Source organism: Acidovorax sp. Root402, from assembly GCF_001425125.1.
In the GTDB taxonomy this organism is placed as follows: Bacteria; Pseudomonadota; Gammaproteobacteria; order Burkholderiales; family Burkholderiaceae_C; genus Acidovorax; species Acidovorax delafieldii.
This window is the reverse complement of record NZ_LMDQ01000012.1, coordinates 54505-77575: the sequence shown is the minus strand read 5'-3', so window position 1 is coordinate 77575 and position 23071 is coordinate 54505. Positions and strand designations below refer to the sequence as shown.

Here is a 23071-nt window from a genome sequence, read left to right as displayed (position 1 = left end):
AAAAATCATATTTGTCAAATATGCGATTTCAATGCGGCAGATCGGCTGCGTTCCTGCCGGGCTGGGAAGGGCTGGCTGGGCCTGCCTGATGGGGGTGTGACCAGGGGCGTGGGTAGCTTTTGCGCGCAGTTTTCCATCGGCGGGTGGCTCACCCGTGCCCGCCAGCACGCACAATCCGGGTCATGAAAACCCTTCGACTCCGCGCGGGCAAAGAGCGCTCGCTGTTGCGCCGCCATCCCTGGATCTTTGAATCGGCCATCGCCAAGGGCGGCGGCGACAGCGGCGAGACCGTGCGCGTGGAATCGCACGAAGGCCAGTTTCTGGCCTGGGCTGCGTACAGCCCCAGCTCGCGCATCCGCGCGCGGGTGTGGAGCTTTGACGAGGCGCAGCGCATTGATGCTCCGTTTTTTATAGCTGCTTGCGCACGTTCCATCATCGCCAGAGCCCGTTTTGATGTGCAAAGTGATGGCGTGCGCCTGGTGCACGGCGAATCCGACGGTCTGCCGGGGCTCATCGTGGACCGCTATGGCGATACGCTGGTGGCGCAGTTCACCAGCGCGGGCACCGAGCGCTGGAAGGGCGTGATTGCCGATGCGCTGCTGCGCGAAACGGGGCTGACCAAGCTCTACGAGCGCTCGGATGCCAGCGTGCGTTCGCTGGAGGGCTTGGAGCCCGCCACCGGCTGGCTGCGCGGCGGGCCCACGGGTGCTGCAGGTGATGGCGAGGGGCCGCCGCTCGAACTCACGATCCGTGAACACCAGTGGCGTCTGACGCTCAACATCGCTGAGGGCCACAAGACCGGCTTCTATCTGGACCAGCGCGACAGCCGCCAGCGGTTTGCCGACTACACCCAGCGCCTGGGTTTCAAGCATGTGCTCAACTGCTTTTGCTACACCGGCGGCTTCAGCGTGGCGGCACTGGCGGGCATGCGTGCAGCGGGCACCGTGGCCGACGGGCACGTGACCTCCATCGATTCCTCGGGCCCGGCCCTGGAACGCGCCCGCGCCCATGTGGCGCTTAACGGGTTCGATCCGAACCGAGCCACCTTCCTCGATGCCGACGTGAATGCCTCGCTGCGCCAGTTCCTCAAGGAAGGCCAGCGTTTTGACGCCATCATCCTGGACCCGCCCAAGTTCGCCCCCACGGCGGCCCACGCCGAGCGGGCCGCGCGCGCCTACAAGGACATCAACCGGCTGGCGCTGCAGTTGCTGTCGCCCGGCGGGGTGCTGTTCACCTTCTCGTGCTCGGGCGGCATCAGCGCCGACCTGTTCCACAAGATCGTGGCCTCGGCCGGAGCGGATGCAGGGGTGGACGGCTACATCCTGGAGCGCCTGGGCGGCGCGCCCGACCACCCGATGACGCTGGAGTTTCCGGAGGGCGAGTACCTCAAGGGGCTGGTGGTGATGCGGAAATCTTGATGTTTTTGGCCTCTAGCGCTTATCTTTTGTGCGCTAATAGCTATCAAATTGATAGTTCATCTGGTGCAGTGCGTGCCAGGTAGTCTGAGGCGAACTGCACAAACCAGTCGATGCTCTCGGGCTGCGCCAGCGCGTCGCGGTTGAGCACCCGCTCGGCCGGGTGACCCAGAAGCAGCTTTTTGATGGGCAGCTCCAGCTTCTTGCCCGTCACGGTCTTGGGGATGACCGGCACCTGCAGGATTTCGTCGGGCACGTGGCGCACCGACAGCGCGGTGCGCAGCGCCTGGCGGATGCGCTGGCGCAGCGGTTCGTCGAGTGTGGTGCCTGCGCGCAACTGCACGAATAGCGCCAGGTAGGACGGGCGGCCCAGGTATTCCAGATCCACCACCAGGCTGTCGAGCACGTCGTCCAGCCCCTCGACCACGCGGTACAGCTCGGCCGTGCCCATGCGCACGCCCTGGCGGTTGATGGTGGCATCCGAGCGGCCGTAGATGATGCCACCCACAGCCTCGGGCCGGGCCACCAATCGCAGCCAGTCGCCCTGGCGCCACACGGGGCGCTGCTCGGCGTCGTAGAAGGTGTCGAAGTAGCTCTCCTTGTAGCGTGTGCCGTCGGCGTCGCCCCAGAAGTACAGCGGCATCGACGGAATGGGCCGGGTACAGACCAGCTCGCCCACCTCGTCGATGACCGGCTGGCCCGCGTCGTTCCAGGCCTGCACGCTGGCGCCCAGCGCACGGCATTGCATCTCGCCCAGGTGCACGGGCAGCGTGGGCAGGCCCACCAGGAAACCCCCTGCGATATCGGTGCCGCCGGAGACTACGTTGAGCCAGAAGTCGTCCTTGACATCGTAGTAGAGCCAGCGGTAGGCCTCGGGCGACAACGGTGATCCGGTGGAGCACACGGTGTGCAGGGCCGACAGGTCGGCCACCTGCCGGGGCACCACACCGGCCTTCAGGCAGGCGTGGTGGATGGCGGCTCCCACGCCGAAGGTGGTCACGCGAAGGCGGCCTACCAGGCGCCACAGATAGGCCCAGTCGGGGTCGGCGCCCCCGCCGGCCGCACCGGTGACGGAGCCGTCGTATAGCACGATGGTGGCCCCACCCAGCAAGCCCATGACGTGCGCGTTCCAGACCATCCATGAGGTGTTGACCGCCCACAGCACCCGGTCGCCGGGGTGCAGGTCGTTGTGCAGCACCATGGCCACCAGGCTGTTGGCCAGCACGCCACCGTGGCCGTGCACGATGGCCTTGGGCAGGCCCGTGGTGCCGGATGAATACAGCGTCCACAGCGGGTGGTCGGGTGCGAGTGCGAGCGGCTCAAGCGGTGCGTTGCCCGCCACGGCATCGGCCCAGTGCACCACGGTGCGCGCCTGCGCCTGCGCGGGGGGCGCAGGCGCCGGGTCGAGGCAGGGTACCCAGACCACGTGGCTCACCGTGGGCAACTGGTCCAAGATGTCGCCCAGCGCAGCGCGGCGGTCAAACGGTTTGCCCGCGTAGCGGTAGCCATCCACCGCGACCAGCACCTTAGGCTCGATCTGGCGGTAGCGATCGCTCACGCTCACGGGGCCCATGTCGGGCGCACACAGCGCCCACACCGCACCGATGCTGGCAGCCGCGAGGAAAGCCACCACCGCTTGCGGGATGTTGGGCAGGTAGCCCACCACGCGGTCGCCCGGCTGCACGCCCAATGTGCGCAGCGTGTGCGCCAGCGCGCCCACCTGGCGGCGCAGTTCGGGCCACGAGATTTCTCCTGCGCCACCGGACTCGTCCTCGAACACGATGGCCGGTGTATGGGGCTGCATGCCTCCTGGCGTGTGGCGCAAAAGGGTGTCCACCAGGTTCAGCCGCGCGCCTTCGAACCATTGGGTGGCGGGCATCGGGTCGTCCGAGCGCATGCGGCGCGGGGCTTGCGCCATGGGCACGTCGAAGAAGGCCAGCAGTGCGCTCCAGAACGCTTCGGGTTCGTCCACCGACCACTTCCACAGGGCTTCGTAGCCGCCAAAGTGCAGGCCTCGCTCGCGCGCCAGCCAGGCCTTCAAGGCGGTGATGAGGGCGCGCTCGCGGCGTGCAGCGCTGGGTTGCCAGAGCGGGGTGTCCGGGGTTTCAACAGGGGGCGAGGCTGTTGGGGGCAAGGCTGTCAGGGTGGTCATGAAACGGTTCTTTCGCCTTCTCTTCTCAGGTGTCCGCCGTGAAGCCGATGTTCTTCACATGCACCCGCCACTGCTCGGCCTCGGCGCGCAGCCGCGTGACTAGCTCTTGCGGTGTGGACGAGCGTGCCGTCATGCCGAATTCCGCCAGGCCGCGCACGAAGTCCGGCTGGGCCACGGCAGCGCGCATGGCGTCGGCAACACGCTGCACCGTGGCGGTTGGCGTGCGCGCGGGCACGAAGACACCAAACCATTCGGTCATGTCCAGCGCAAAGCCCTGTTCGCGGTAAGTGGGCAGGTCGGGCGCGAAGGCGCTGCGCTCGGTGCCCGAGACGGCCAGCAGGCGCAGTCGGCCGGATTTGAGATGCGGCAGGTAGCTGCCCAGCACTGTCGAATAGGCCGGCACCTGTCCCCCCATCAGGTCCTGCAGCCCGGGTGCATCGCCGCGGTAGGCAATGTGGGTGAAGTCGATGCCCGCCATCTTGCCCAGCACGCTGCCCACCAGATGCGGCGTGGAGCCCGACGCCGGCGAGCCGAAGCTGGCCTTGCCGGGATTGGCCTTGGCCCAGGCGACAAAGTCCTGCAGCGTGCGCACGCTGTCGGGCACGGCCGGCCCCACTGCCAGCGCAAACGGGAAGGTGCAGGCCATGGACACGGGTGCCACGTCCTCCAGCGCATAAGGCAGCTTGCGGTAGGTGTAGGGGTAGACGGTGAACGGGGAGGGCGGCGACAGCAGCAGCGTGGTGCCGTCAGGCACGGCGTCCTTGAGCGCGCTCACGGCAATCTGGGTGCCCGCGCCGGGCTTGTTGTCCACAAGCACTTTGGCGGCATAGGTGCCGCGCAGCTTCTCGGCCAGGCGCCGGGCCACGTTGTCGGTGCTGCCCCCAGGCGGAAAGCCCACCAGCAGGCGGGCCAGGTCGGACTGTTGCTGTGCCTGTGCGGCAGAGAAGGTGCCGGTGCCCAGTGCGGCCAGGCTGGTGAGTTGGACAGCGAACTGTCGGCGGGTAGTCATGGTTTGTCTCCTGGTTTTTGGTGTGCCACTGCGGTGGTGCGGTGCGACTGTGCCGCAAGGGCGCAGGGGCTGCTTTCCAATTACTGCGGTGGGTATCGCAAAACTGCGGACCTAGGGGAAAACCTGGGCATCGCGCGCGGTGGGGTGAGACCCCCGGGGCGACTGGGCACGCTACGAGCGGCGATAGTCCGAAGGCGTTACACCCCAGTGGCGGCGAAAGGCGTGGCTGAAGTGGGCCGCCGAGGGGTGGCCGGTGAGCAAGGCGATCTCCAGCAGGGGCTTGCGCGAATCGCGCACCAGCCGTGCGGCCAGCTCCATGCGCTGAAAGTGCACCCAGGCGTGGGGTGTGGCGCCAAACGACATTTTGAAGGCGCGCGCAAAGTGAAACGGGCTGAGCCCCGCGATGCCCGCCAGGCGGGCTACCGGCCAGGGCTCGTGCAGGCCGGCCATCACGGCCTCGGTCAACTGGCGCATCTGCCGCGAGGTGAGCGTGGCGCCGGTGCGCGGGCGCTCGCCGGGCAGTGCGTAGTTTTCCACGAGGTGGATGGCAATGCCCATCGCGATGTGTTCGCCAAACGCGGGTTGCAGTGAGGCGTTGTTGTCCAGCGACGCCAGAAGCAGGTCGGCAAAGGCCGCGAGCACCGGGTCCTTGCGGCCAAAACACTGGCCCAGCGCCACATCGCCGCCTGCGGCACGCTGCAGCCAAGCGGGGGCCAGGTCGATGTGGATGTTGTCGCGCACGGCCGAGCTGCGCCAGAAGCTCGGGGTGTCGCCGGGCAGGATCACGGACTCGCCGCGCTGCCAGTGCCTTTCCCCCACCAGGTCTCCATGGCGTTGCAGCAGCTGCGTGGGGTTGCCCCGGCGCACCAGAATGACGCAGTTGCTGTGGGCGGGTACGTACAGGTCGCCCACGGGACCCACCTGGTGCCACACCGCGAGGCCCTGCCAGGGGCGCCCGGCGCTGGAGCGGTGGACGTGGTCCGGCAGCGCCTGCCAGGGGTGGTCCAAGCGCTTGTCGGCCAGCGCCCGCCAGTGCGCCGTGTCGAAACCTTCGATGGCAAGCGGAGTGTGGCGGGCGGTTAGTGGTGGCGTCATGGTGAAGATGGCAATGGATTGCCGCCAGCGGCCTATCGTAGAGGGTTCTAGGTCCAGGCTACCTGTGTTTTCCACCGGACTGGACGGTGGTCGGACCGCACTCGGGTGTGGCCAAGTGCCAGCAGGGGCTTGACAGCCTCGGTACACTGAAAAAGATGCCCTTGGGTGGGGCACTGCGCCGCACAGCGCAAGTATTTGATTCCCTTGAAAGACAGATTTATGGCACTGATCCCCGTCACCATCCTCACCGGCTTTCTGGGCTCGGGCAAAACGACGTTGCTCAAGCGCCTCTTGAGCGAAGCCCATGGCCAGAAGATTGCCGTGATCGAGAACGAATTCGGCGAAGAAAACATCGACAACGACATCCTGGTGACCGAGTCCAAGGAGCAGATCGTGCAGATGAGCAATGGCTGCATCTGCTGCACCATCCGCGAAGACCTGCGCGAGACGTTGCAACTGCTGGCGGCCAAGAAGCGCAAGGGCTTGCTCGACTTTGACCGCATCGTGATCGAGACCACCGGCGTGGCCGACCCGGGCCCCGTGGCACAGACCTTCTTCATGGACGAAGAGATCGCCGAAACCTACCTCATCGACTCGATCATCACGCTGGTGGACGCCAAGCATGCGCCACAGCAGCTCAACGACCGGCAGGAGGCGCGCCGCCAGGTGGGGTTTGCGGACCAGATCTTCCTGTCCAAGACCGACCTGGTGTCCAGGGACGAGACCGACGCGCTGATCCATCGCCTGAAGCACATGAACCCGCGCGCGCCCATCAAGGCCGTGCATTTTGGCGAAGTGTCGCTCAAGGAGGTGCTGGACCTGCGCGGCTTCAACCTCAATGCCAAGTTGGACATCGACCCGGACTTCCTCAAGGAAGAAGGGGATGGACATGACCACCACGACCATGACCACGAACATGGCGAGCACTGCAGCCACCCCTCCCACCAGCATGAGCACGGCCATGGCCATCACCATCACCACGATGATGATGTGAAGAGTTTTGTGTACCGATCGGACCGCCCGTTCGATCCGGCCAAGCTCGAAGACTTCCTTGGCGCCATCGTCAATATTTACGGCCCGCGCATGCTGCGCTACAAAGGGGTGCTGAATATGAAGGGCACTGAACGCAAGGTCATATTCCAAGGCGTGCACCAGCTCATGGGCAGCGACCTGGGCCCCCAGTGGGCCGAGGGCGAGGCGCGTACCAGCAAGATGGTCTTTATTGGCATTGACCTGCCCAAGGACATCTTCCTGCAGGGGCTGGAGCAAAGCCTGGTTTGACCTGTTCGCCGGTTCCGAGGGGGCGATGGAGCCCGATTTGTGTTGTATCTGCAACGTTTCCGTTTGCGTCAGCCCAGGTCGATACAATCGCGCCCCGGCAAGAACCTGTGAACAGGTTCTAGACCCCGGAAGGCTTGCCACACGCCCTTGGCTGCGAATGCAGCTGGGGCCCGCCCGTACTGCGAGGAGACCAGGAAGTGAAAGCCGACACCAGCAAATCCAAGGGGGCCACCAAGGCAACCCCTGCCGCGGCGAAAAGCGCCGCCGCCCCAGCGGCACCCAAAGTTGCTGCGAAGGCCACTGCCAAGGCTGCTGCGGCACCCAAGGTGGTCGCGCCCCCGGCCGTGGCGGCACCCGCTCCGGCGCCCGCACTGCAAGCGGGCTCGCAGGTACCCGTGCGCACAACCCGGCCTTCTTCCCGATTGGCCCAATTGACCGTACCATCCATGGCACAGACGGTGGCTTCGACAGCTGCCAAAGCCAGTTATCAACACACCATGCCCACGACCGCGCAAGCGCAGCCTACTTACACGGCTGCCAAAAAAGACCCCAAGCTGGCGAACAACTGGAAAACCAAGTCCGTCGCCGAGCTGACCGACGCTGAAGTCATGGCCATGCCCGACAGCGAGTACATGAACGAAAAGCAGATGGCGTTTTTCCGCCTCAAGCTCGTTCAGCTCAAGCAGGACATCCACAACAGTGCCGGCGAAACCACCGAACACCTGCGTGAGGACACCGTGGTGGTGCCCGACCCGGCCGACCGCGCCACCATCGAAGAAGAGCACGCACTGGAGTTGCGCACCCGCGACCGCGAGCGCAAGTTGCTCAAGAAGATCGAACAATCCATTGCCCGCATTGATGCGGGTGACTACGGCTACTGCGACGAAACCGGTGAGCCCATTGGTGTGGGCCGCCTGATCGCACGCCCCACCGCCACGCTGTCGCTCGAAGCGCAGCAACGCCGCGAACTCAAGCAGAAGATGTTTGGGGATTGAGCAGGCCCCCGCCTGTTGATCAACGCGCGCACTCTGCACCCTGAGCCATGAGCAAGGAAGAATCCACCCCTGGCGGCCTGCTATCGAAGGTGGTGCGGTTCGTGAAGAATCCGACCGTCAACTGGACGGAGCTGGACTCCCTCCAGGACGACCGGGAGAGCCAGTACAGCAAGCAGATGCTCAAGGAGATGATCGAGCGCAAGCGCCGCAACGATTTTGTGCGGCGCCGCGAGTTTGATCAGCTGCGCAAGCTGCGCCAGCGCGAGGTCTTGCACGGGCAGCGGGTGGAAGATGCCGCAGGGCGCCCCTCGTTTTTCCAGAGCAGCATGGCATCGCCCGACGAACGGGCCGTCACGCTCAAGAAGATCGACGAGATCGAAGCGCAGATGTCCCAGCAGTGGTGGAAGAGCAAGCAGGGCGCCGACGCACCCACCCAACCAGGGGTGATGCCGGATTCCAGCACGGAGGCGTCTGCGGAAGAGCAAGCCCGTGCCTATGCGCCCACGGTGCCCGGGAGCCTGTCTGCCCCGCTGGATACCAAACCCGCCGTTCAGCCTCTGTTCGCTGATGACAGCATGGCCATTGGCCGCTTTGGTGGCACGGACGCCACCATGCTGCCCGGCAGCACCCCACACGTCGAAGCATCCTTCAGCCCTGCGGCTCCCACGGCTGCGCCCGCGCCCGCATTCGAACCGGAGGAATTCGTGCACGAACCCGATCTTGAAGAAGCCGCCATCCGGTTTGCCAATGGTGACCATGCAGGGGCCGAGTCTGGCCTGCTGGAGGTGCTGGCCCAGCACCAGCAGGACGATCCAGCGCAGCAGCTGGAAATCTGGATGACGCTGTTCGACCTTTACCGGGCCACCGGGCAGCACGACCGTTTTGACACCCTGGCCATCGACTTTGCCGCGCAATATGGCCGCTCGGCGCCGCTGTGGTTTTCCATCCCGGCGCAACTGGGCCTGGCCGTTGAAGTGGCTCCCGCTGCCGAGCCTGCCGCCGCCATGCGCCGTGATTTCAGCTGGAACGCTCCGCCCACCGTGGCGGTTTCTTCGGTGGCCGCACTGCAGGCCTCGCTGGCCCGTGCGGCGTCCCCCTGGACGCTGTCCTGGTCACGCCTTGCTTCGATTGACGAGGCGGCAGTGCCCCTGTTGGCTGACCAGTTCAGCCTGTGGGCCGACCGCGATGTCCAGATCGTGTTTTCGGGGGTTGAAAAGCTCCATGCCCTGCTCGATGCCAAGACCCAGTCGGGCGACCGCTCGAACAGCCCCGAGTGGTGGCGTTTGCGCATGGCAGCCATGCGCCTCATGGGCAAGCCCGACGAGTTTGAACTGGTGGCGCTCGACTACTGCGTGACCTACGAAGTCTCTCCGCCCTCCTGGGTGTCGCCACGTTGCGGATACTCGGACAACGAGGGTGTGTCTTCGGGCTCTGCGCCTCTGGCCGCCGACAGCGACTTCATGGCGTCCGATCTCGGTGAGTCGTCGGTCCCCGCTCCCTTGGAGACCGGGCCCGTCGCACAGCTCAGCGGCCATATCGACGGCGATGCCACGCCCCTGCTGCAGCCGTTCGAGGCACACTTCAAGCCCGGCGTGCCGCTGACCATTGCCTGCGACAAGCTGATCCGGGTGGACTTTGCTGCTGCAGGCTCCGTGCTCAACTGGGCGGCTGAGCAACAGGGCCACGGCCATGTGATCCAGTTCCACAACCTGCAGCGGCTGGTGGCGATCTTCTTCAACGTGATCGGAATCAACGAGCACGCCTGGGTGGTCCCCCGGAAGAACTAGCCGCACCGCTCCTGGGGTGGGGCTGTTCCGGTCCAGATCCCAGTCTTGCGGGCGTTGGGGAATCGCGTGTCGCGTGGTTGGCCAGGCTGCGTGTGCGGCATCCGTCCCGAGGTCGGCTTGCAAAATGCCTGGTGATCCCCATCTGCCGCAGCTATGGATTCATCTCAAGACAACCATCCGGTGTTCCACGGCACCACCATCCTCAGTGTGCGTCGCCAGACGCCTTCCGGCATCCAGGTCGCCATCGGCGGCGATGGACAGGTCACGCTGGGCAACATCGTGGTCAAGGGCACGGCGCGCAAGGTGCGCAAGCTCTACCACGGCAAGGTGCTGGCGGGCTTTGCGGGCGCCACGGCCGATGCGTTCACGCTGTTCGAGCGCTTCGAGGCGAAGCTGGAAAAGCACCAGGGCCACCTGACGCGCGCTGCCATCGAACTCACCAAGGACTGGCGTACCGACCGGGTCTTGCGCCGCCTCGAAGCCATGCTGGCCGTGGCCGACGCCAGTGCGTCGCTCATCATCACCGGCAATGGCGACGTGCTGGAACCTGAGCAAGGCATCGTGGCGATTGGCTCGGGGGGCGCTTATGCGCACTCGGCGGCCAAGGCGCTGCTGGTGAATACCGAGTTGTCTGCCCAAGAGATCGTGAAAAAGTCGCTCGAAATTGCGGGCGAACTCTGCATCTACACCAACATGAACCACACCATCGAGACGCTCTGAGCGTGCGACGGTGGAGCAGGCCCCGCGCTGGCCTCACGGTCAGCGCATCGAGGGCTAAATGCTCTGTTTTTTATAGCTGCTGGTGCATGATTCACTAGCGCTACAGTCCCATTTGATACCAGGAAGACCTGTATGTCGTCCATGACCCCCCAGGAAATCGTCTCCGAGCTGGACCACCACATCGTGGGCCAGGCCAGCGCCAAGCGTGCCGTGGCCATCGCTCTGCGCAACCGCTGGCGCCGCCAGCAGGTGGAAGGCAGCCTGCGCCAGGAGATCACGCCCAAGAACATCCTCATGATCGGCCCCACCGGCGTGGGCAAGACCGAGATTGCACGCCGCCTTGCAAGACTCGCCGATGCGCCCTTCATCAAGGTCGAGGCCACCAAGTTCACCGAGGTGGGCTACGTGGGCAAGGACGTGGATTCCATCATCCGCGACCTGGCCGAGATGGCTGTGAAGCAGACGCGCGAGGCCGAGATGAAGAAGGTGCGCACCCGCGCCGAAGATGCCGCCGAGGAACGCATCCTGGACGTGCTGATCCCCCCGGCCCGCGCAGCGGCAGGCAGCGAACCCGCCGCTGACAACACGGCCCGCCAGGTCTTTCGCAAGAAGCTGCGCGAAGGTGCACTGGATGACAAGGAGATCGAGATCGACGTGGCCGAAGGCCGCCCTCAGCTCGAAATCATGGGTCCCCAGGGCATGGAAGAGATGACCGAGCAGCTGCGTGGCATGTTCAGCCAGCTGGGGCAGGACAAGCGCAAGACCCGCAAACTCAAGATCGCCGAGGCCCTGAAGCTCATCGCCGATGAAGAGGCGGCCAAGCTGGTCAACGAAGAGGACATCAAGACCCGCGCCGTGGCCAGCGCCGAGCAAAACGGTATCGTCTTCATCGATGAGATCGACAAGGTGGCCGCGCGGCAGGAAAGCAGTGGCGCCGACGTATCGCGCCAGGGCGTGCAGCGCGACCTGCTGCCGCTGGTGGAGGGCACCACGGTGTCCACCAAGTACGGCATGATCAAGACGGACCACATCCTGTTCATCGCCTCGGGGGCGTTCCACCTGTCCAAACCGAGCGACCTGATCCCGGAGCTGCAGGGGCGGTTCCCGATCCGGGTGGAGCTGGAATCGCTGTCGGTCAAGGACTTCGAAGCCATCCTCACGCAGACCCATGCGTCGCTGGTCAAGCAGTACCAGGCGTTGCTGGCCACCGAGGGCGTCACGCTGGAGTTCGCGCCCGAGGGCATCACCCGCCTGGCGCACATCGCCTTTGAGGTGAACGAACGCACCGAGAACATCGGCGCGCGCCGCCTGTCCACGGTGATGGAGCGCCTGCTGGACGAGGTGAGCTTTGACGCCACCCGCCTGGCCGGCCAGACCATCACCATCGACGCCGCCTACGTCGATACCCGCCTGCAGACCCTGAGCCAGGACGAGGACCTGTCGCGCTACATCCTGTGACCACTCGGTCAAGCCTTGAGAGGTCACTTTCATAGGCCTCTCTAAGTGCTTCTTTTTCAACGACTTTTGGCGTTCTGGTGTCTGAAAAAACGCATCTAAGTCGTTGATTTCATTGAAAAGTTTGTGGGACAACCCCCTTGTTCGGTGTGCTTTTCCTGCTACAGTGCAAAAAAGTGCAATTAAGTGGTGAAAAGTGCCCTCAAGGTCCGTTTCTGGACCTGCGAGGCGCAAAACCGAACTGGGAATCTGTCCGTGTTTCAAGGTGCCTCGTCGCTGAGTCTCGATGCGAAGGGTCGGCTGTCCGTGCCGACCCGGCATCGTGACGTCCTCGCGGCCACGGCATCGGGTCAGCTCACCATCACCAAGCACCCGCACGGCTGCCTCATGGTCTTCCCCCGCCCTGAATGGGAGAAGTTCCGCGAGCGCATCGCCCAGCTGCCCATGTCCGCCCAGTGGTGGAAGCGCATCTTCCTGGGCAATGCCATGGATGTGGACATGGACGCCACCGGCCGTGTGCTGATCTCCCCCGAGCTGCGCGAAGCCGCCGGTATTTCCAAAGACACCATGCTGCTGGGCATGGGCAACCATTTCGAACTCTGGGACAAGGCCACCTACGACGAGCAGGAAGCCAAGGCCATGCAGGGTGAGATGCCGGATGTCTTCAAGGACTTCTCCTTTTAAGGCGCGCTGTGACATCCCCCTTGCAACACACCACCGTCCTGCTGAATGAGGCCGTGGACTCTCTCCTGGGCGGCGCAGGCCCGGAGCCTTCCGGCACCTGGATCGATGCGACCTTCGGGCGCGGCGGGCACTCCCGCCTCATCCTGCTCCGGCTGGGCCCCCAGGGGCGCCTGGTGGCCTTTGACAAGGACCCCGAAGCCATCGCCGAAGCAACGCGCATCACCGATGCGCGTTTTTCCATTCGGCACGAAGGTTTTCGCCATCTGGCCGACCTGCCGCCTGCCAGTGCTGCGGGCGTGCTGATGGATCTGGGCGTGAGCTCGCCCCAAATCGACAGCCCCGAGCGGGGCTTCAGTTTCCGTTTTGACGGTCCGCTGGACATGCGCATGGATACCACGCGCGGCGAAAGCGTGGCCGATTGGTTGGCCACGGCCGAAGTCGGTCAGATTGCGGAGGTGATACGTGACTACGGTGAAGAACGGTTTGCTGGCCCCATTGCAAAGGCGATTGTTGCTCGGCGCGAAGAACGGGGTCCTCTTGCAACCACCGCAGAACTGGCCGACCTCGTGGCTGGCGCGGTCAAAACCCGCGAGCCGGGCCAGAACCCTGCAACGCGCACATTTCAAGCTCTTCGGATTTTCATCAACGCCGAGCTTGAAGAGCTGCAACAGGCGCTAGAGGCCAGCCTCTCGGTGCTGCAGCCCGGTGGGCGGCTGGTGGTCATCAGCTTCCATTCGCTCGAAGACCGCATCGTCAAGCAGTTCATCGCCAAACATTCCAAGGAGGTCTACGACCGCCGCGCACCGTTTGCTGCGCCGCAGGCCATGAAGCTCATCGCGCTCGACCGCATCAAGCCCAGTGCGGCCGAGGTCGAGGCCAATCCCCGCTCGCGCAGCGCTATCATGCGTGTGGCCGAGCGCACGGCGGTCGTCTGACATGACGCGGCTCAACGTGGTCCTGTTGCTGGCGGTGCTGGCCAGTGCGATCTATCTGGTGCACACCCAGTACGAATCGCGCCGCCTGTTCACCGAGCTGGACCGCGCCGTGGCCGAGGCCCGCCGTCTGGAGACGGAGCACCAGCGCCTGCAGGTGGAAAAGCGCGCCCAGGCCACGCCGCTGCGGGTGGAGAAGATCGCGCGTGCGCAGCTGAACATGCGCACCGCCACCCCAGCGATCACCCAGTACGTGTCTGACCCGCAAGGCGTCGCAACTGCCACCGCAGCGGCAGCCGCCGCCGCTTCGCAACCCGCCGGGGTGCAGCCATGAGCCGCAGCGTGCTCTACACATCCAGCCCTTTGCTGGCCAGCAAGACGCCGGTCTGGCGCAGCAAGTTCATCGTGGCGGTGATTGGGCTGGGCTTTCTGGGGCTGGCTGGGCGGGCGGCCTATGTGCAGGTGTTTGGCAACGCGTTCTTCCAGCGTCAGGGCGAGGTGCGTTTTGCGCGCACGCTGGAGTTGCCTGCCAACCGCGGCAAGATCGTGGACCGCAATGGCCTGATCCTCGCGTCCAGCGTGCCGGCTGCCAGCATCTGGGCGATCCCCGAAGACGTGGACCAGGACAGGCCCGAGGTTCGCGCCAAGCTCAAGCAGCTGGCCAAGCTGCTGGACATGCCGCAGGCCGACCTGCTGAAAAAACTGGCGGATGATGACAAGACCTTCGTCTGGATCAAGCGTCAGCTTGACTGGGACGTGGGCCAGCAGATCGCAGCCCTGGACATCAAGGGCATCTACCAGCGCAAGGAATACAAGCGCCAGTATCCCGAGGGCGAGGCTGCCGCACACGTGGTGGGCTTCACCAACGTGGAAGACCACGGCCAGGAAGGCATGGAGCTGGCCTTCGACAAGGAGCTGGCAGGCAAGCCCGGTTCGCGCCGCGTGATCAAGGACCGATTGGGCCGTGTGGTCGAAAGCGTGGGCGAAACCGTGCCCCCGGTCGACGGCAAGGACATGCAGTTGTCCATCGACAGCAAGGTGCAGTTCTTTGCGTACCAGAAGCTGCGCGACCAGGTCGCCGCGCACAAGGCCAAGGCGGGCAGCGTGGTGGTGCTTGATGCCCACACGGGTGAGCTGCTGGCGCTGGCCAACTACCCGAGCTACGTGCCCGACAAGCGCCAGAACCTGACGGGCGAGCAGCTGCGCAACCGTGCGCTGACCGACGTGTTCGAGCCCGGCTCGACCATGAAGCCGTTCACCATCGGCCTGGCGCTGGAGACCGGGCGCGTGCGCCCCGAGACCGTGGTGGATACCAACCCCGGACGCATCACCATCACAGGCTCCACGATCTCGGACACGCACAACTACGGCGTGCTCACGGTCGAAGGCGTGATCCAGAAGTCCAGCAACGTGGGTACCACCAAGCTGGCCATGCAGATGCCCGCGCGCGAGATGTGGGAGACCTTCTCGGCCGCCGGTTTTGGTCAGAAGCCCCAATTGCACTTCCCGGGCGTGGTGACGGGCCGCCTGCGCCCCTACAAGAGCTGGCGCCCTGTGGAGCAGGCCACCATGTCGTACGGCTACGGCCTCTCGGCCAGCCTGTTCCAGATGGCGCGGTCGTACACCGTGTTTGCGAATGGCGGTCGGGTGATTCCCGCCACCATGCTCAAGACGGCCGAGCCCGCCGTGGGCGTGCCTGTTTTTTCCGAGCGCACGGCCGACCAGGTGCGCAAGATGCTGCAGATGGCCGCAGGCCCCGGCGGCACGGGCCAGAAGGCGCAGACCGTGGGCTACTCCGTGGGCGGCAAGTCGGGCACGGCACGCAAGCAGGTGGGCAAGAACTACGCCTCGGGCAAGTACCGCGCGTGGTTCACCGGCATGGCACCCATCGACAAGCCCCGCATCATCGTGGCCGTGATGATCGACGAGCCCAGCAACGGCGTGTTCTACGGCGGTGCCGTGGCCGCGCCGGTGTTCAGCGAGGTGGTGCAGCAGACCCTGCGCATGATGGGCGTGCAGCCCGACATGGCCGTCAAGCCGCAGATCGTGGCCAATGCGGTGGAGGAGTCGCTGTGATGCAAGCGCCGCTCCACACCCTGCAGACTGCCAGCGACGCGGTGCAATGGCTGCGCACGCGGGTCACCGGCACCCTGCACACCGACAGCCGCCAGATCACGCCCGGCGACGGCTTCATTGCCTGGCCCGGTGCCGCCACAGACGGCCGCGCGCATGTGGCCGACGCCATGGTGCGTGGCGCCACGGCCTGCCTCGTCGAACAGGCGGGGGTCGAGGCCTTCGCTTTTGCGGGCGACCACATGGCGGCGCTGCAAGGTCTCAAGGCCGCCACCGGGCCCATCGCCGCCGAATGGTTTGCACAACCCACGCAGCAGCTGAAGGTGCTGGCGGTGACGGGAACCAACGGCAAGACGAGCACGGCGTGGTGGCTCGCAGGTGCTCTGAATGTGCTATCGAATGAGGAGCAATCAGGGCAAGATCAATGTGCGCTGGTGGGCACTTTGGGCATAGGACTGCCACCCGCGCTCACCTCCACCGGCATGACCACGCCCGACCCGGTGCGGTTGCAGCGCGCGTTTGCCCAGTTTGTGGCGCAGGGCCTCGGTGCCTGCGCCATCGAGGCCTCGTCGATTGGATTGGCCGAGGCCCGGCTCGACGGCACGCACATCCACGCGGCCATCTTCACCAACTTCACGCAAGACCACCTGGACTACCACGGCAGCATGGCCGATTACTGGCTGGCCAAGCGGGCGCTGTTCGACTGGCCGGGCCTGCAGGCTGCCATCATCAATGTGGACGACCCCGCAGGCGCCCAATTGCATGGCGAGCTGAACGGCAGTGCCCTGGATCTGTGGAGCGTCTCGGGCCAGGGCGCTGCGCGCCTGGCGGCGCAGGACATCACCCTGGGCGACCAGGGTCTGTGTTTCACGGTGGCCGAGGGCTCTGACCGGCAGCTGCTGCAAACCCGCGTGATCGGCCAGTACAACGTGCTCAACCTGCTGGGGGTGCTGGCCACGCTGCGCAGCCTGGGCGTGTCGCTGGACCGCGCCGTGCGCGCCTGCGCCAGCCTGCAGCCCGTGCCGGGCCGTATGCAGCGGCTGGTGGCGGTGGGCCAACCCCTGGTGGCCGTGGACTACGCCCACACCCCCGACGCTTTGGACAAGGCCCTGAAAGCCCTGCGCCCCCTGGCCACCGAGCGTGGCGGGCGGCTGTGGTGCGTGTTCGGCTGCGGCGGCGACCGCGACGCGGGCAAGCGCCCGCTGATGGGTGCCGTGGCCCAGCAGCAGGCCGACCAGGTGCTGGTGACCAGCGACAACCCCCGCAGCGAAGACCCGGCCGCCATCCTGCACCAGATCCTGCAGGGCACGATTGCCGGTGGCACCGTGCGCGCCGAGCCCGACCGTGCGGCCGCCATCGCGCAGGCCATTGCCGAGGCCGCGTCCGCCGATGTGGTGCTGATTGCCGGCAAGGGCCACGAAGACACCCAGGAGACGGCAGGCGTGCGCGTGCCGTTCTCCGACATGGCCCATGCGCAGGCTGCGCTGCAGGCCCGAGGAGCCCACACATGGGCATGAACACCATTGCACCCGTCATGACACTGCAGCAAGCCTGGGCGCTGCTGCAGCCAAGTATCCCCACCGCCCGTCTGGTGGGCGATGGCGCCACGCCCCTAGCGCGTGTGCACACCGACACGCGCACCCTGCAGCCGGGCGATCTGTTTGTCGCGCTCAAGGGCGAGCGTTTTGATGCCAACGCCTTCCTGGCCGATGCCCGTGCTGGCGGTGCCGCTGCAGCCATTGCACACGGTGGTCTGGAGGCAGCCGGTTTGCCCGGCATCGAAGTGCCCGACAGCCTGGCTGCGCTGGGCGCACTCGCCACCGGCTGGCGTAAGCAGTTCCACCTGCCGCTGATCGGCGTGACGGGCAGCAATGGCAAGACCACGGTGACGCAGATGATCGCGTCCATCCTGCGTGCCTGGCAGGGTGAGGCTGCGTTTGCCACGCAGGGCAATTTCAACAACGACATCGGTGTGCCGCTGATGCTGATGCGCCTGCGCGCCTGCCACCGCGCCGCCGTGATCGAGATGGGCATGAACCACCCTGGCGAGATCGCCACGCTGGCCGCCATGGCCCAGCCCACGGTGGCCTTGGTCAACAACGCGCAGCGCGAGCATCTGGAGTTCATGCATACCGTCGAGGCGGTGGCCCGCGAGAACGGCTCGGTGTTTGCCAGCTTGCCCGCCGATGGCGTGGCCGTGTTCCCGTCAGGGGATGCCTACACGGGCCTCTGGCAGTCGCTGGCTCTGGGGCGGCCCGGCCGCCGCACGGTGACCTTTGGTGATGGCGGTGATGTTCGCTGTGCGCAGGCCACGTGGGAGCGCGGCGCCTGGGCGGTCACCCTGACCACACCACGCGGCGAGATCACGACCCGCCTGCACATCGCTGGCCGCCACAACGTCACCAACGCGCTGGCGGCCACGGCGTGCACGCTGGCAGCGGGTGCACCCGTCGCGGCCATTGCCCAGGGTCTGCGCGACTTCACACCGGTCAAGGGCCGCTCGCGCGCTTTCAGTGTGACCGTCGCGGGCCGCGACATCACGGTGGTGGACGACACGTACAACGCGAACCCCGATTCCATGCACGCTGCCATCCAGGTGCTGGCCGAACTGCCAGGCCCGCAACTGCTGGTGATGGGCGACATGGGCGAGGTGGGCGACCAGGGGCCACAGTTCCACACCGAGGCCGGCGCACTGGCCCGTGAGGCTGGTATCCCCACGATGTTTGCGTTGGGCGCGCAGTCGGTGCACGCCACGTCGGCGTACGGCGACGGGCAGGGTGGTGTTGCCCGGCATTTCAACGATATGAGCGCACTGCAGGATGCGGTGCGCAACGCCCTGCCCACGGTGGGCAGCGTGCTGGTCAAGGGATCGCGATTCATGAAGATGGAACAGGTGGTCGAGGCGATCAGCGCCGCCGCACTGCCCCCAGAACAACAACAAAAGCCGATCAATCCACTGGAGGGACACCATGGCGCAACGCATTGATATTGCCCGTACGGTGTCAGCCCATGCCGGAGGTGCCACATGCTGCTGATGCTGTCGCAATGGCTGCAGGGCCTGTCGCCCGAGTTCGGCTTCTTTCGGGTGTTCCAGTACCTCACGTTCCGTGCGGTGATGGCCGCCATGACGGCGCTGCTCATCGGGCTGGTGGCCGGCCCCAAGGTGATTCGCATCCTCACCTCGCTCAAGATCGGCCAGCCCATCCGGGGCTATGCGATGCAGTCGCACCTGTCCAAGAGCGGCACGCCCACCATGGGTGGTGTGTTGATTCTGTTGTCGATCGCCATTTCCACCCTGCTGTGGTTTGACCTGTCCAACCGCTTTGTGTGGATTGTGCTCATCGTCACGCTGGGCTTTGGTGCCATCGGCTGGGTGGACGACTGGCGCAAGGTGGTCAACAAGGACCCCGAAGGCATGCGTTCGCGCGAGAAGTACTTCTGGCAGTCGGTGATCGGCCTCATGGCCGCGCTGTACCTGGTGTTCAGCATTTCTGAAAGCTCCAACGCCAAGGTGTGGGAGCTGTTCGTGGGCTGGGTGCAGTCGGGCTTTTCGCTGGACCTGCCGCCCAAGGCGGGGCTGCAGTTGCCCTTCTTCAAGGAAGTGAGTTACCCGCTGGGCGTGCTCGGCTTCGTGATCCTCACCTATCTCGTCATCGTGGGCTCCAGCAATGCGGTGAACCTGACCGACGGCCTGGACGGCCTGGCCATCATGCCCGTGGTGATGGTGGGCTCGGCGCTGGGCGTGTTTGCTTATGTCACCGGCAGCTCGGTGTATTCCAAGTACCTGTTCTTCCCGCACATTCCGGGTTCGGGAGAGTTGCTGATCTTCTGCGCTGCCATGGCGGGCGCGGGCCTGGCTTTCCTCTGGTTCAACGCGCACCCCGCCCAGGTTTTCATGGGCGACGTGGGAGCGCTGGCGCTGGGCGGAGCCCTGGGCACCATCGCCATCATCGTGCGCCAGGAGATCGTGCTGGCCATCATGGGCGGCATCTTTGTGGTCGAGGCCCTGTCGGTGATGCTGCAGGTCACCTGGTTCAAGTTCACCAAGAAGCGCTACGGCGAAGGCCGCCGCCTGCTCAAGATGGCGCCCCTGCACCACCACTTTGAAAAGAGCGGCTGGAAAGAAACGCAGGTGGTCGTGCGCTTCTGGATCATCACCATGCTGCTGTGCCTGATTGGCCTGTCCACGCTGAAACTGCGATGAACCCGAACGATCCTCTTGTCCCTGACCCCCTCGGCACGTCCGAGGCCATGCCCCCGTTGGCAGGGGCTGGGGTGGATGCTGCAGGTGCTCCAGAGGTCGACCCTGGCAGGCAGGATGCTGCGCCCGCGGTACCCGATGTGAATCCAGGGCAGGACACTGCGGCATCGGGCAGCGAAGTGTCAGACGGCATGCCTTCCGCAGAGGTCACTGAGGCGGCCCCAGGTGCGCCGGCAGGAAAGAGCACCAGCACTGCCTGGAACCCCGAGGCCGTGCCTGCTGTCTCCGCCGCGAAGGCCGCAGCGGATTTTGTGGCGCAGATCTTTGCCGAGGTGGCGGCTCCTGAGTCGGGAGCCGCTGACAGTGCGGGCGCTGCAGACACCGCAGAGGCCGACGAGCCCATGACGCCGGACGTGCCTGCGGGCCCGGCGCGCGAGGGCGTTGCGAACCTGCTGCAAGGCCAGCACATCCTGATCCTGGGCCTGGGCGCCTCGGGCATGGCGATGGCACGCTGGTGCGTGCGTTGTGGTGCACAGGTTACCGTGGCTGACACACGCGCCGCCCCGCCGCAACTGCCCGCGTTGCAGCAAGAGCTGCCCCAGGTCCGTTTTGTGTCGGGCGCATTCGATGCCAGCCTGGTGCAGGGGCAGAACCTGCATGCGGTCTATCGTTCGCCAGGGTTGAGCCCCGAGGCAGTTGCTCCTGTTTTCGAAGCGGCTCGTGCAAACAACATCAGCGCTGGCGGTGAGCTGAGTCTTTACGCCATGGCCCTGGCAGCGCTGCGCGAATCGCACGCGTATGCCCCGGCCGTGCTGGCTATCACCGGGACCAACGGCAAGACCACCGTGACCTCGCTCACCGGACAGTTGGTGGAGCGCTCTGGCAAACGCGTGGCCGTGGCCGGCAACATCGGCCCGACCCTGCTCGACACACTGGCAGAACACCTGGATGCAGACACCTTGCCCGAAGTGTGGGTGCTGGAACTGTCGAGCTTTCAGCTCGATGGCGTGAATGGGGGTGAAGGGGGCTTCGAGCCCACGGCCGCCACGGTGCTCAACATCACGCAGGACCACCTGGACTGGCACGGCAGCATCGAGGCCTATGCTGCGGCCAAGGCACGCATCTTTGGCCAGACGGGCTTGATGATCCTGAACCGTGAAGACGCTGCGGTGATGGCCATGCTGCCGCCACCCGTCAAGGTCAAGCTGCAAAAGCCGCAGGTGCGCGCGCACCTCACCTTTGGTGGCGACATGCCCCGGCGTCCGGGCGACTTTGGCATTGAGGTCGTGAGCGGCATGCCCTGGCTGGTGCGCGCCATGGACGCGGACGAAACCCGAAAGCGTGGCCGCAACGAGGTCGAAGAGGACCTGCACATCCAGCGGCTCATGCCGGCGGATGCGCTGCGCATTCGGGGCCGCCACAACGCCACCAACGCATTGGCCGCGCTGGCGCTGGCCACGGCAGCTGGTTGCCCGCTGGCGCCCATGCTCTACGGCCTGCGCGAGTACCGGGGCGAGCCGCACCGTGTGGAGCCCGTGGCCATCATCCACGGCGTGGAATATTTTGACGACAGCAAGGGCACCAACGTGGGCGCCACGGCGGCTGCGCTGGTGGGGCTGGGCACGGAGCGGCGTTTGGTGGTCATTTTGGGCGGAGAAGGCAAGGGGCAGGACTTTGCGCCCCTGGCAGCCCCCGTCGCACGTTATGCACGTGCGGTGGTGCTGATTGGCCGCGACGCACCGCTGATCCGCGCTGCGCTCCAGGACGCTGGCGTGCCGTTGCTCGATGCGGACACCTTGCCTGAGGCCGTTGCACTGGCCGCGCAGCGCGCCCATTCTGGCGATGCGGTGCTGATGTCGCCCGCCTGCGCCAGTTTCGACATGTTCAAGGACTACGAGCACCGCGCCCAGGTCTTTTGCGAGACCGTGCGCGCGATGGCCGACGATGCGGGCCAGTCGGCGGAGGGCATGCAATGACGGCACCCGCCAGCACCCTGTTGCAACGCGTGACCGGCTGGTTTGGTGGCCTGCCTGGCAAGGCGGCCGACGTGTTGCCCGTGCGCGTGGGCGGCACCGAGTACCGTCAGTCGTCCAGCACGCCCGCGAGCGTGCTGGGCTTTGACCAGGCCTTGCTCTGGGTGGTGGTGGCACTGCTGGCGTGGGGGTTGGTGATGGTGTATTCAGCGTCGATTGCCATGCCGGACAACCCGCGCTTTGCCAACTATGCGTCCACCCATTTCCTGACCCGCCACATGATGTACCTGGTGGTGGGGTTTGTGGCGGCGCTGCTGGCGTTCCAGGTACCCATGGCGCTGTGGGAGCGGGTGGCGCCCTGGTTGTTCATCGTGGCCTTGCTCATGCTGGTGGCGGTCCTGATCCCCGGCGTGGGCAAGGTGGTCAATGGCGCGCGCCGCTGGCTGTCCATCGGCCCCGTGGGCTTCCAGCCCTCCGAGGTGGCCAAGTTTGCGGTGCTGATCTACGCCGCCGACTACATGGTGCGCAAGATGGAGGTGAAGGAGCGCTTCTTCCGCGCCGTGCTGCCCATGGGCGCTGCGGTGGCCATCGTCGGCGTGCTGCTGCTGGCCGAGCCCGACATGGGGGCCTTCATGGTGGTGGCCGTGATTGCCATGGGCATCCTATTCCTCGGCGGTGTGAATGCCCGCATGTTCTTCCTGATCGCAGGGGTGCTGGTGGGTGCCTTTGCGCTGATGATTGCCAGCTCGCCCTGGCGCCGCGAGCGCGTGTTTGCGTACCTGGATCCCTTCAGCGAACAGCATGCACTCGGCAAGGGCTACCAGCTGTCGCATTCGCTGATCGCCATCGGGCGCGGCGAGGTGTTTGGCGTGGGGCTGGGGGGCAGCGTGGAGAAGCTGCACTGGCTGCCCGAGGCGCACACCGACTTCCTGATGGCCGTGATCGGCGAAGAGTTTGGCCTGGTGGGCGTGGTCGCGCTCATCGTGCTGTTCCTGTGGATGACCCGCCGCATCATGCACATCGGCCGCCAGGCCATTGCGCTGGACCGCGTGTTCGCGGGGTTGGTGGCGCAGGGCGTGGCGATCTGGATCGGTTTTCAGGCCTTCATCAACATGGGCGTGAATTTGGGCGCGCTGCCGACCAAGGGGCTCACGCTGCCACTGATGAGTTTTGGCGGGTCGGCGATTTTGATGAATCTGGTAGCGCTGGCGGTGGTGCTGCGGGTCGATTACGAAAACAAACTTCTCATGCGCGGAGGCCGCGTATGAAAAGTTTGTTTCACCAAAACAAGCTGTGCAT

General features: G+C 65.6%; 18 protein-coding genes. 15 read left to right on the top strand and 3 right to left on the bottom strand.

What is annotated here, in order from left to right; translation table 11 throughout:
• Positions 1 to 182: 182 nt before the first annotated feature.
• Positions 183 to 1418, top strand: a complete 1236-nt coding sequence (locus ASC83_RS05460) for a class I SAM-dependent rRNA methyltransferase (protein WP_056059256.1) — start codon at positions 183 to 185, stop codon at positions 1416 to 1418.
• A 43-nt stretch (positions 1419 to 1461) separates the two neighbouring features.
• Here the strand turns inward: ASC83_RS05460 and ASC83_RS05455 are convergent, their stop codons facing one another.
• The 3 genes from ASC83_RS05455 to ASC83_RS05445 form a co-directional block, all read right to left on the bottom strand.
• On the bottom strand, positions 1462 to 3567 hold the full coding sequence (locus tag ASC83_RS05455; RefSeq protein ID WP_056059253.1) for an acetoacetate--CoA ligase: 2106 nt from the start codon (positions 3565 to 3567) through the stop codon (positions 1462 to 1464).
• Between the two features lie 25 nt (positions 3568 to 3592).
• The gene (locus ASC83_RS05450; protein ID WP_056059250.1) at positions 3593 to 4576 is read right to left on the bottom strand and encodes a Bug family tripartite tricarboxylate transporter substrate binding protein; all 984 of its coding nucleotides are present in this window, start codon (positions 4574 to 4576) and stop codon (positions 3593 to 3595) included.
• 171 nt (positions 4577 to 4747) lie between these two features.
• Entirely contained in the window at positions 4748 to 5671 is a 924-nt protein-coding gene (locus ASC83_RS05445) for a helix-turn-helix domain-containing protein (RefSeq protein WP_056059245.1), read from the bottom strand.
• A 219-nt stretch (positions 5672 to 5890) separates the two neighbouring features.
• Here ASC83_RS05445 and ASC83_RS05440 point away from each other — a divergent pair, with 219 nt between their 5' ends.
• The 14 genes from ASC83_RS05440 to ftsW all read left to right on the top strand — a co-directional run bounded on the left by ASC83_RS05440 (position 5891) and on the right by ftsW (position 23040).
• The gene (locus ASC83_RS05440; protein WP_056059243.1) at positions 5891 to 6952 is read left to right on the top strand and encodes a GTP-binding protein; all 1062 of its coding nucleotides are present in this window, start codon (positions 5891 to 5893) and stop codon (positions 6950 to 6952) included.
• Between the two features lie 197 nt (positions 6953 to 7149).
• On the top strand, positions 7150 to 7947 hold the full coding sequence (gene dksA / locus ASC83_RS24525; RefSeq protein WP_082522359.1) for an RNA polymerase-binding protein DksA: 798 nt from the start codon (positions 7150 to 7152) through the stop codon (positions 7945 to 7947).
• A gap of 47 nt (positions 7948 to 7994) precedes the next feature.
• Complete coding sequence (locus ASC83_RS05430; RefSeq protein ID WP_056059240.1) at positions 7995 to 9734, top strand: STAS domain-containing protein; 1740 nt, start codon at positions 7995 to 7997, stop codon at positions 9732 to 9734.
• Positions 9735 to 9887: 153 nt separating this feature from the next.
• The gene (gene hslV, locus ASC83_RS05425; protein WP_056059237.1) at positions 9888 to 10454 is read left to right on the top strand and encodes an ATP-dependent protease subunit HslV; all 567 of its coding nucleotides are present in this window, start codon (positions 9888 to 9890) and stop codon (positions 10452 to 10454) included.
• 132 nt (positions 10455 to 10586) lie between these two features.
• Positions 10587 to 11912, top strand: coding sequence for an ATP-dependent protease ATPase subunit HslU (hslU, locus tag ASC83_RS05420; protein WP_056059234.1), 1326 nt, complete (start codon positions 10587 to 10589; stop codon positions 11910 to 11912).
• A 252-nt stretch (positions 11913 to 12164) separates the two neighbouring features.
• On the top strand, positions 12165 to 12593 hold the full coding sequence (gene mraZ, locus ASC83_RS05415; protein WP_015012546.1) for a division/cell wall cluster transcriptional repressor MraZ: 429 nt from the start codon (positions 12165 to 12167) through the stop codon (positions 12591 to 12593).
• 8 nt (positions 12594 to 12601) lie between these two features.
• Positions 12602 to 13528, top strand: coding sequence for a 16S rRNA (cytosine(1402)-N(4))-methyltransferase RsmH (rsmH, locus tag ASC83_RS05410; RefSeq protein ID WP_056059230.1), 927 nt, complete (start codon positions 12602 to 12604; stop codon positions 13526 to 13528).
• Position 13529: 1 nt separating this feature from the next.
• Complete coding sequence (gene ftsL / locus ASC83_RS05405; protein WP_056059227.1) at positions 13530 to 13859, top strand: cell division protein FtsL; 330 nt, start codon at positions 13530 to 13532, stop codon at positions 13857 to 13859.
• Positions 13856 to 15601, top strand: a complete 1746-nt coding sequence (locus tag ASC83_RS05400; protein ID WP_056059224.1) for a penicillin-binding protein 2 — start codon at positions 13856 to 13858, stop codon at positions 15599 to 15601. The genes ftsL and ASC83_RS05400 overlap by 4 nt, the downstream gene beginning before the upstream one ends.
• The gene (locus ASC83_RS05395; protein WP_056059221.1) at positions 15601 to 17115 is read left to right on the top strand and encodes a UDP-N-acetylmuramoyl-L-alanyl-D-glutamate--2,6-diaminopimelate ligase; all 1515 of its coding nucleotides are present in this window, start codon (positions 15601 to 15603) and stop codon (positions 17113 to 17115) included. The genes ASC83_RS05400 and ASC83_RS05395 overlap by 1 nt, the downstream gene beginning before the upstream one ends.
• The gene (gene murF / locus ASC83_RS05390) at positions 17106 to 18584 is read left to right on the top strand and encodes a UDP-N-acetylmuramoyl-tripeptide--D-alanyl-D-alanine ligase (RefSeq protein WP_056059216.1); all 1479 of its coding nucleotides are present in this window, start codon (positions 17106 to 17108) and stop codon (positions 18582 to 18584) included. The genes ASC83_RS05395 and murF overlap by 10 nt, the downstream gene beginning before the upstream one ends.
• A gap of 39 nt (positions 18585 to 18623) precedes the next feature.
• Positions 18624 to 19802, top strand: a complete 1179-nt coding sequence (gene mraY, locus ASC83_RS05385; protein WP_015012552.1) for a phospho-N-acetylmuramoyl-pentapeptide-transferase — start codon at positions 18624 to 18626, stop codon at positions 19800 to 19802.
• Positions 19799 to 21775, top strand: coding sequence for a UDP-N-acetylmuramoyl-L-alanine--D-glutamate ligase (gene murD, locus ASC83_RS05380; RefSeq protein ID WP_369816946.1), 1977 nt, complete (start codon positions 19799 to 19801; stop codon positions 21773 to 21775). The genes mraY and murD overlap by 4 nt, the downstream gene beginning before the upstream one ends.
• Positions 21772 to 23040: a putative lipid II flippase FtsW gene (gene ftsW / locus ASC83_RS05375; protein ID WP_056059212.1), complete on the top strand. Its 1269-nt coding sequence runs from the start codon at positions 21772 to 21774 to the stop codon at positions 23038 to 23040. The genes murD and ftsW overlap by 4 nt, the downstream gene beginning before the upstream one ends.
• Positions 23041 to 23071: the final 31 nt, after the last annotated feature.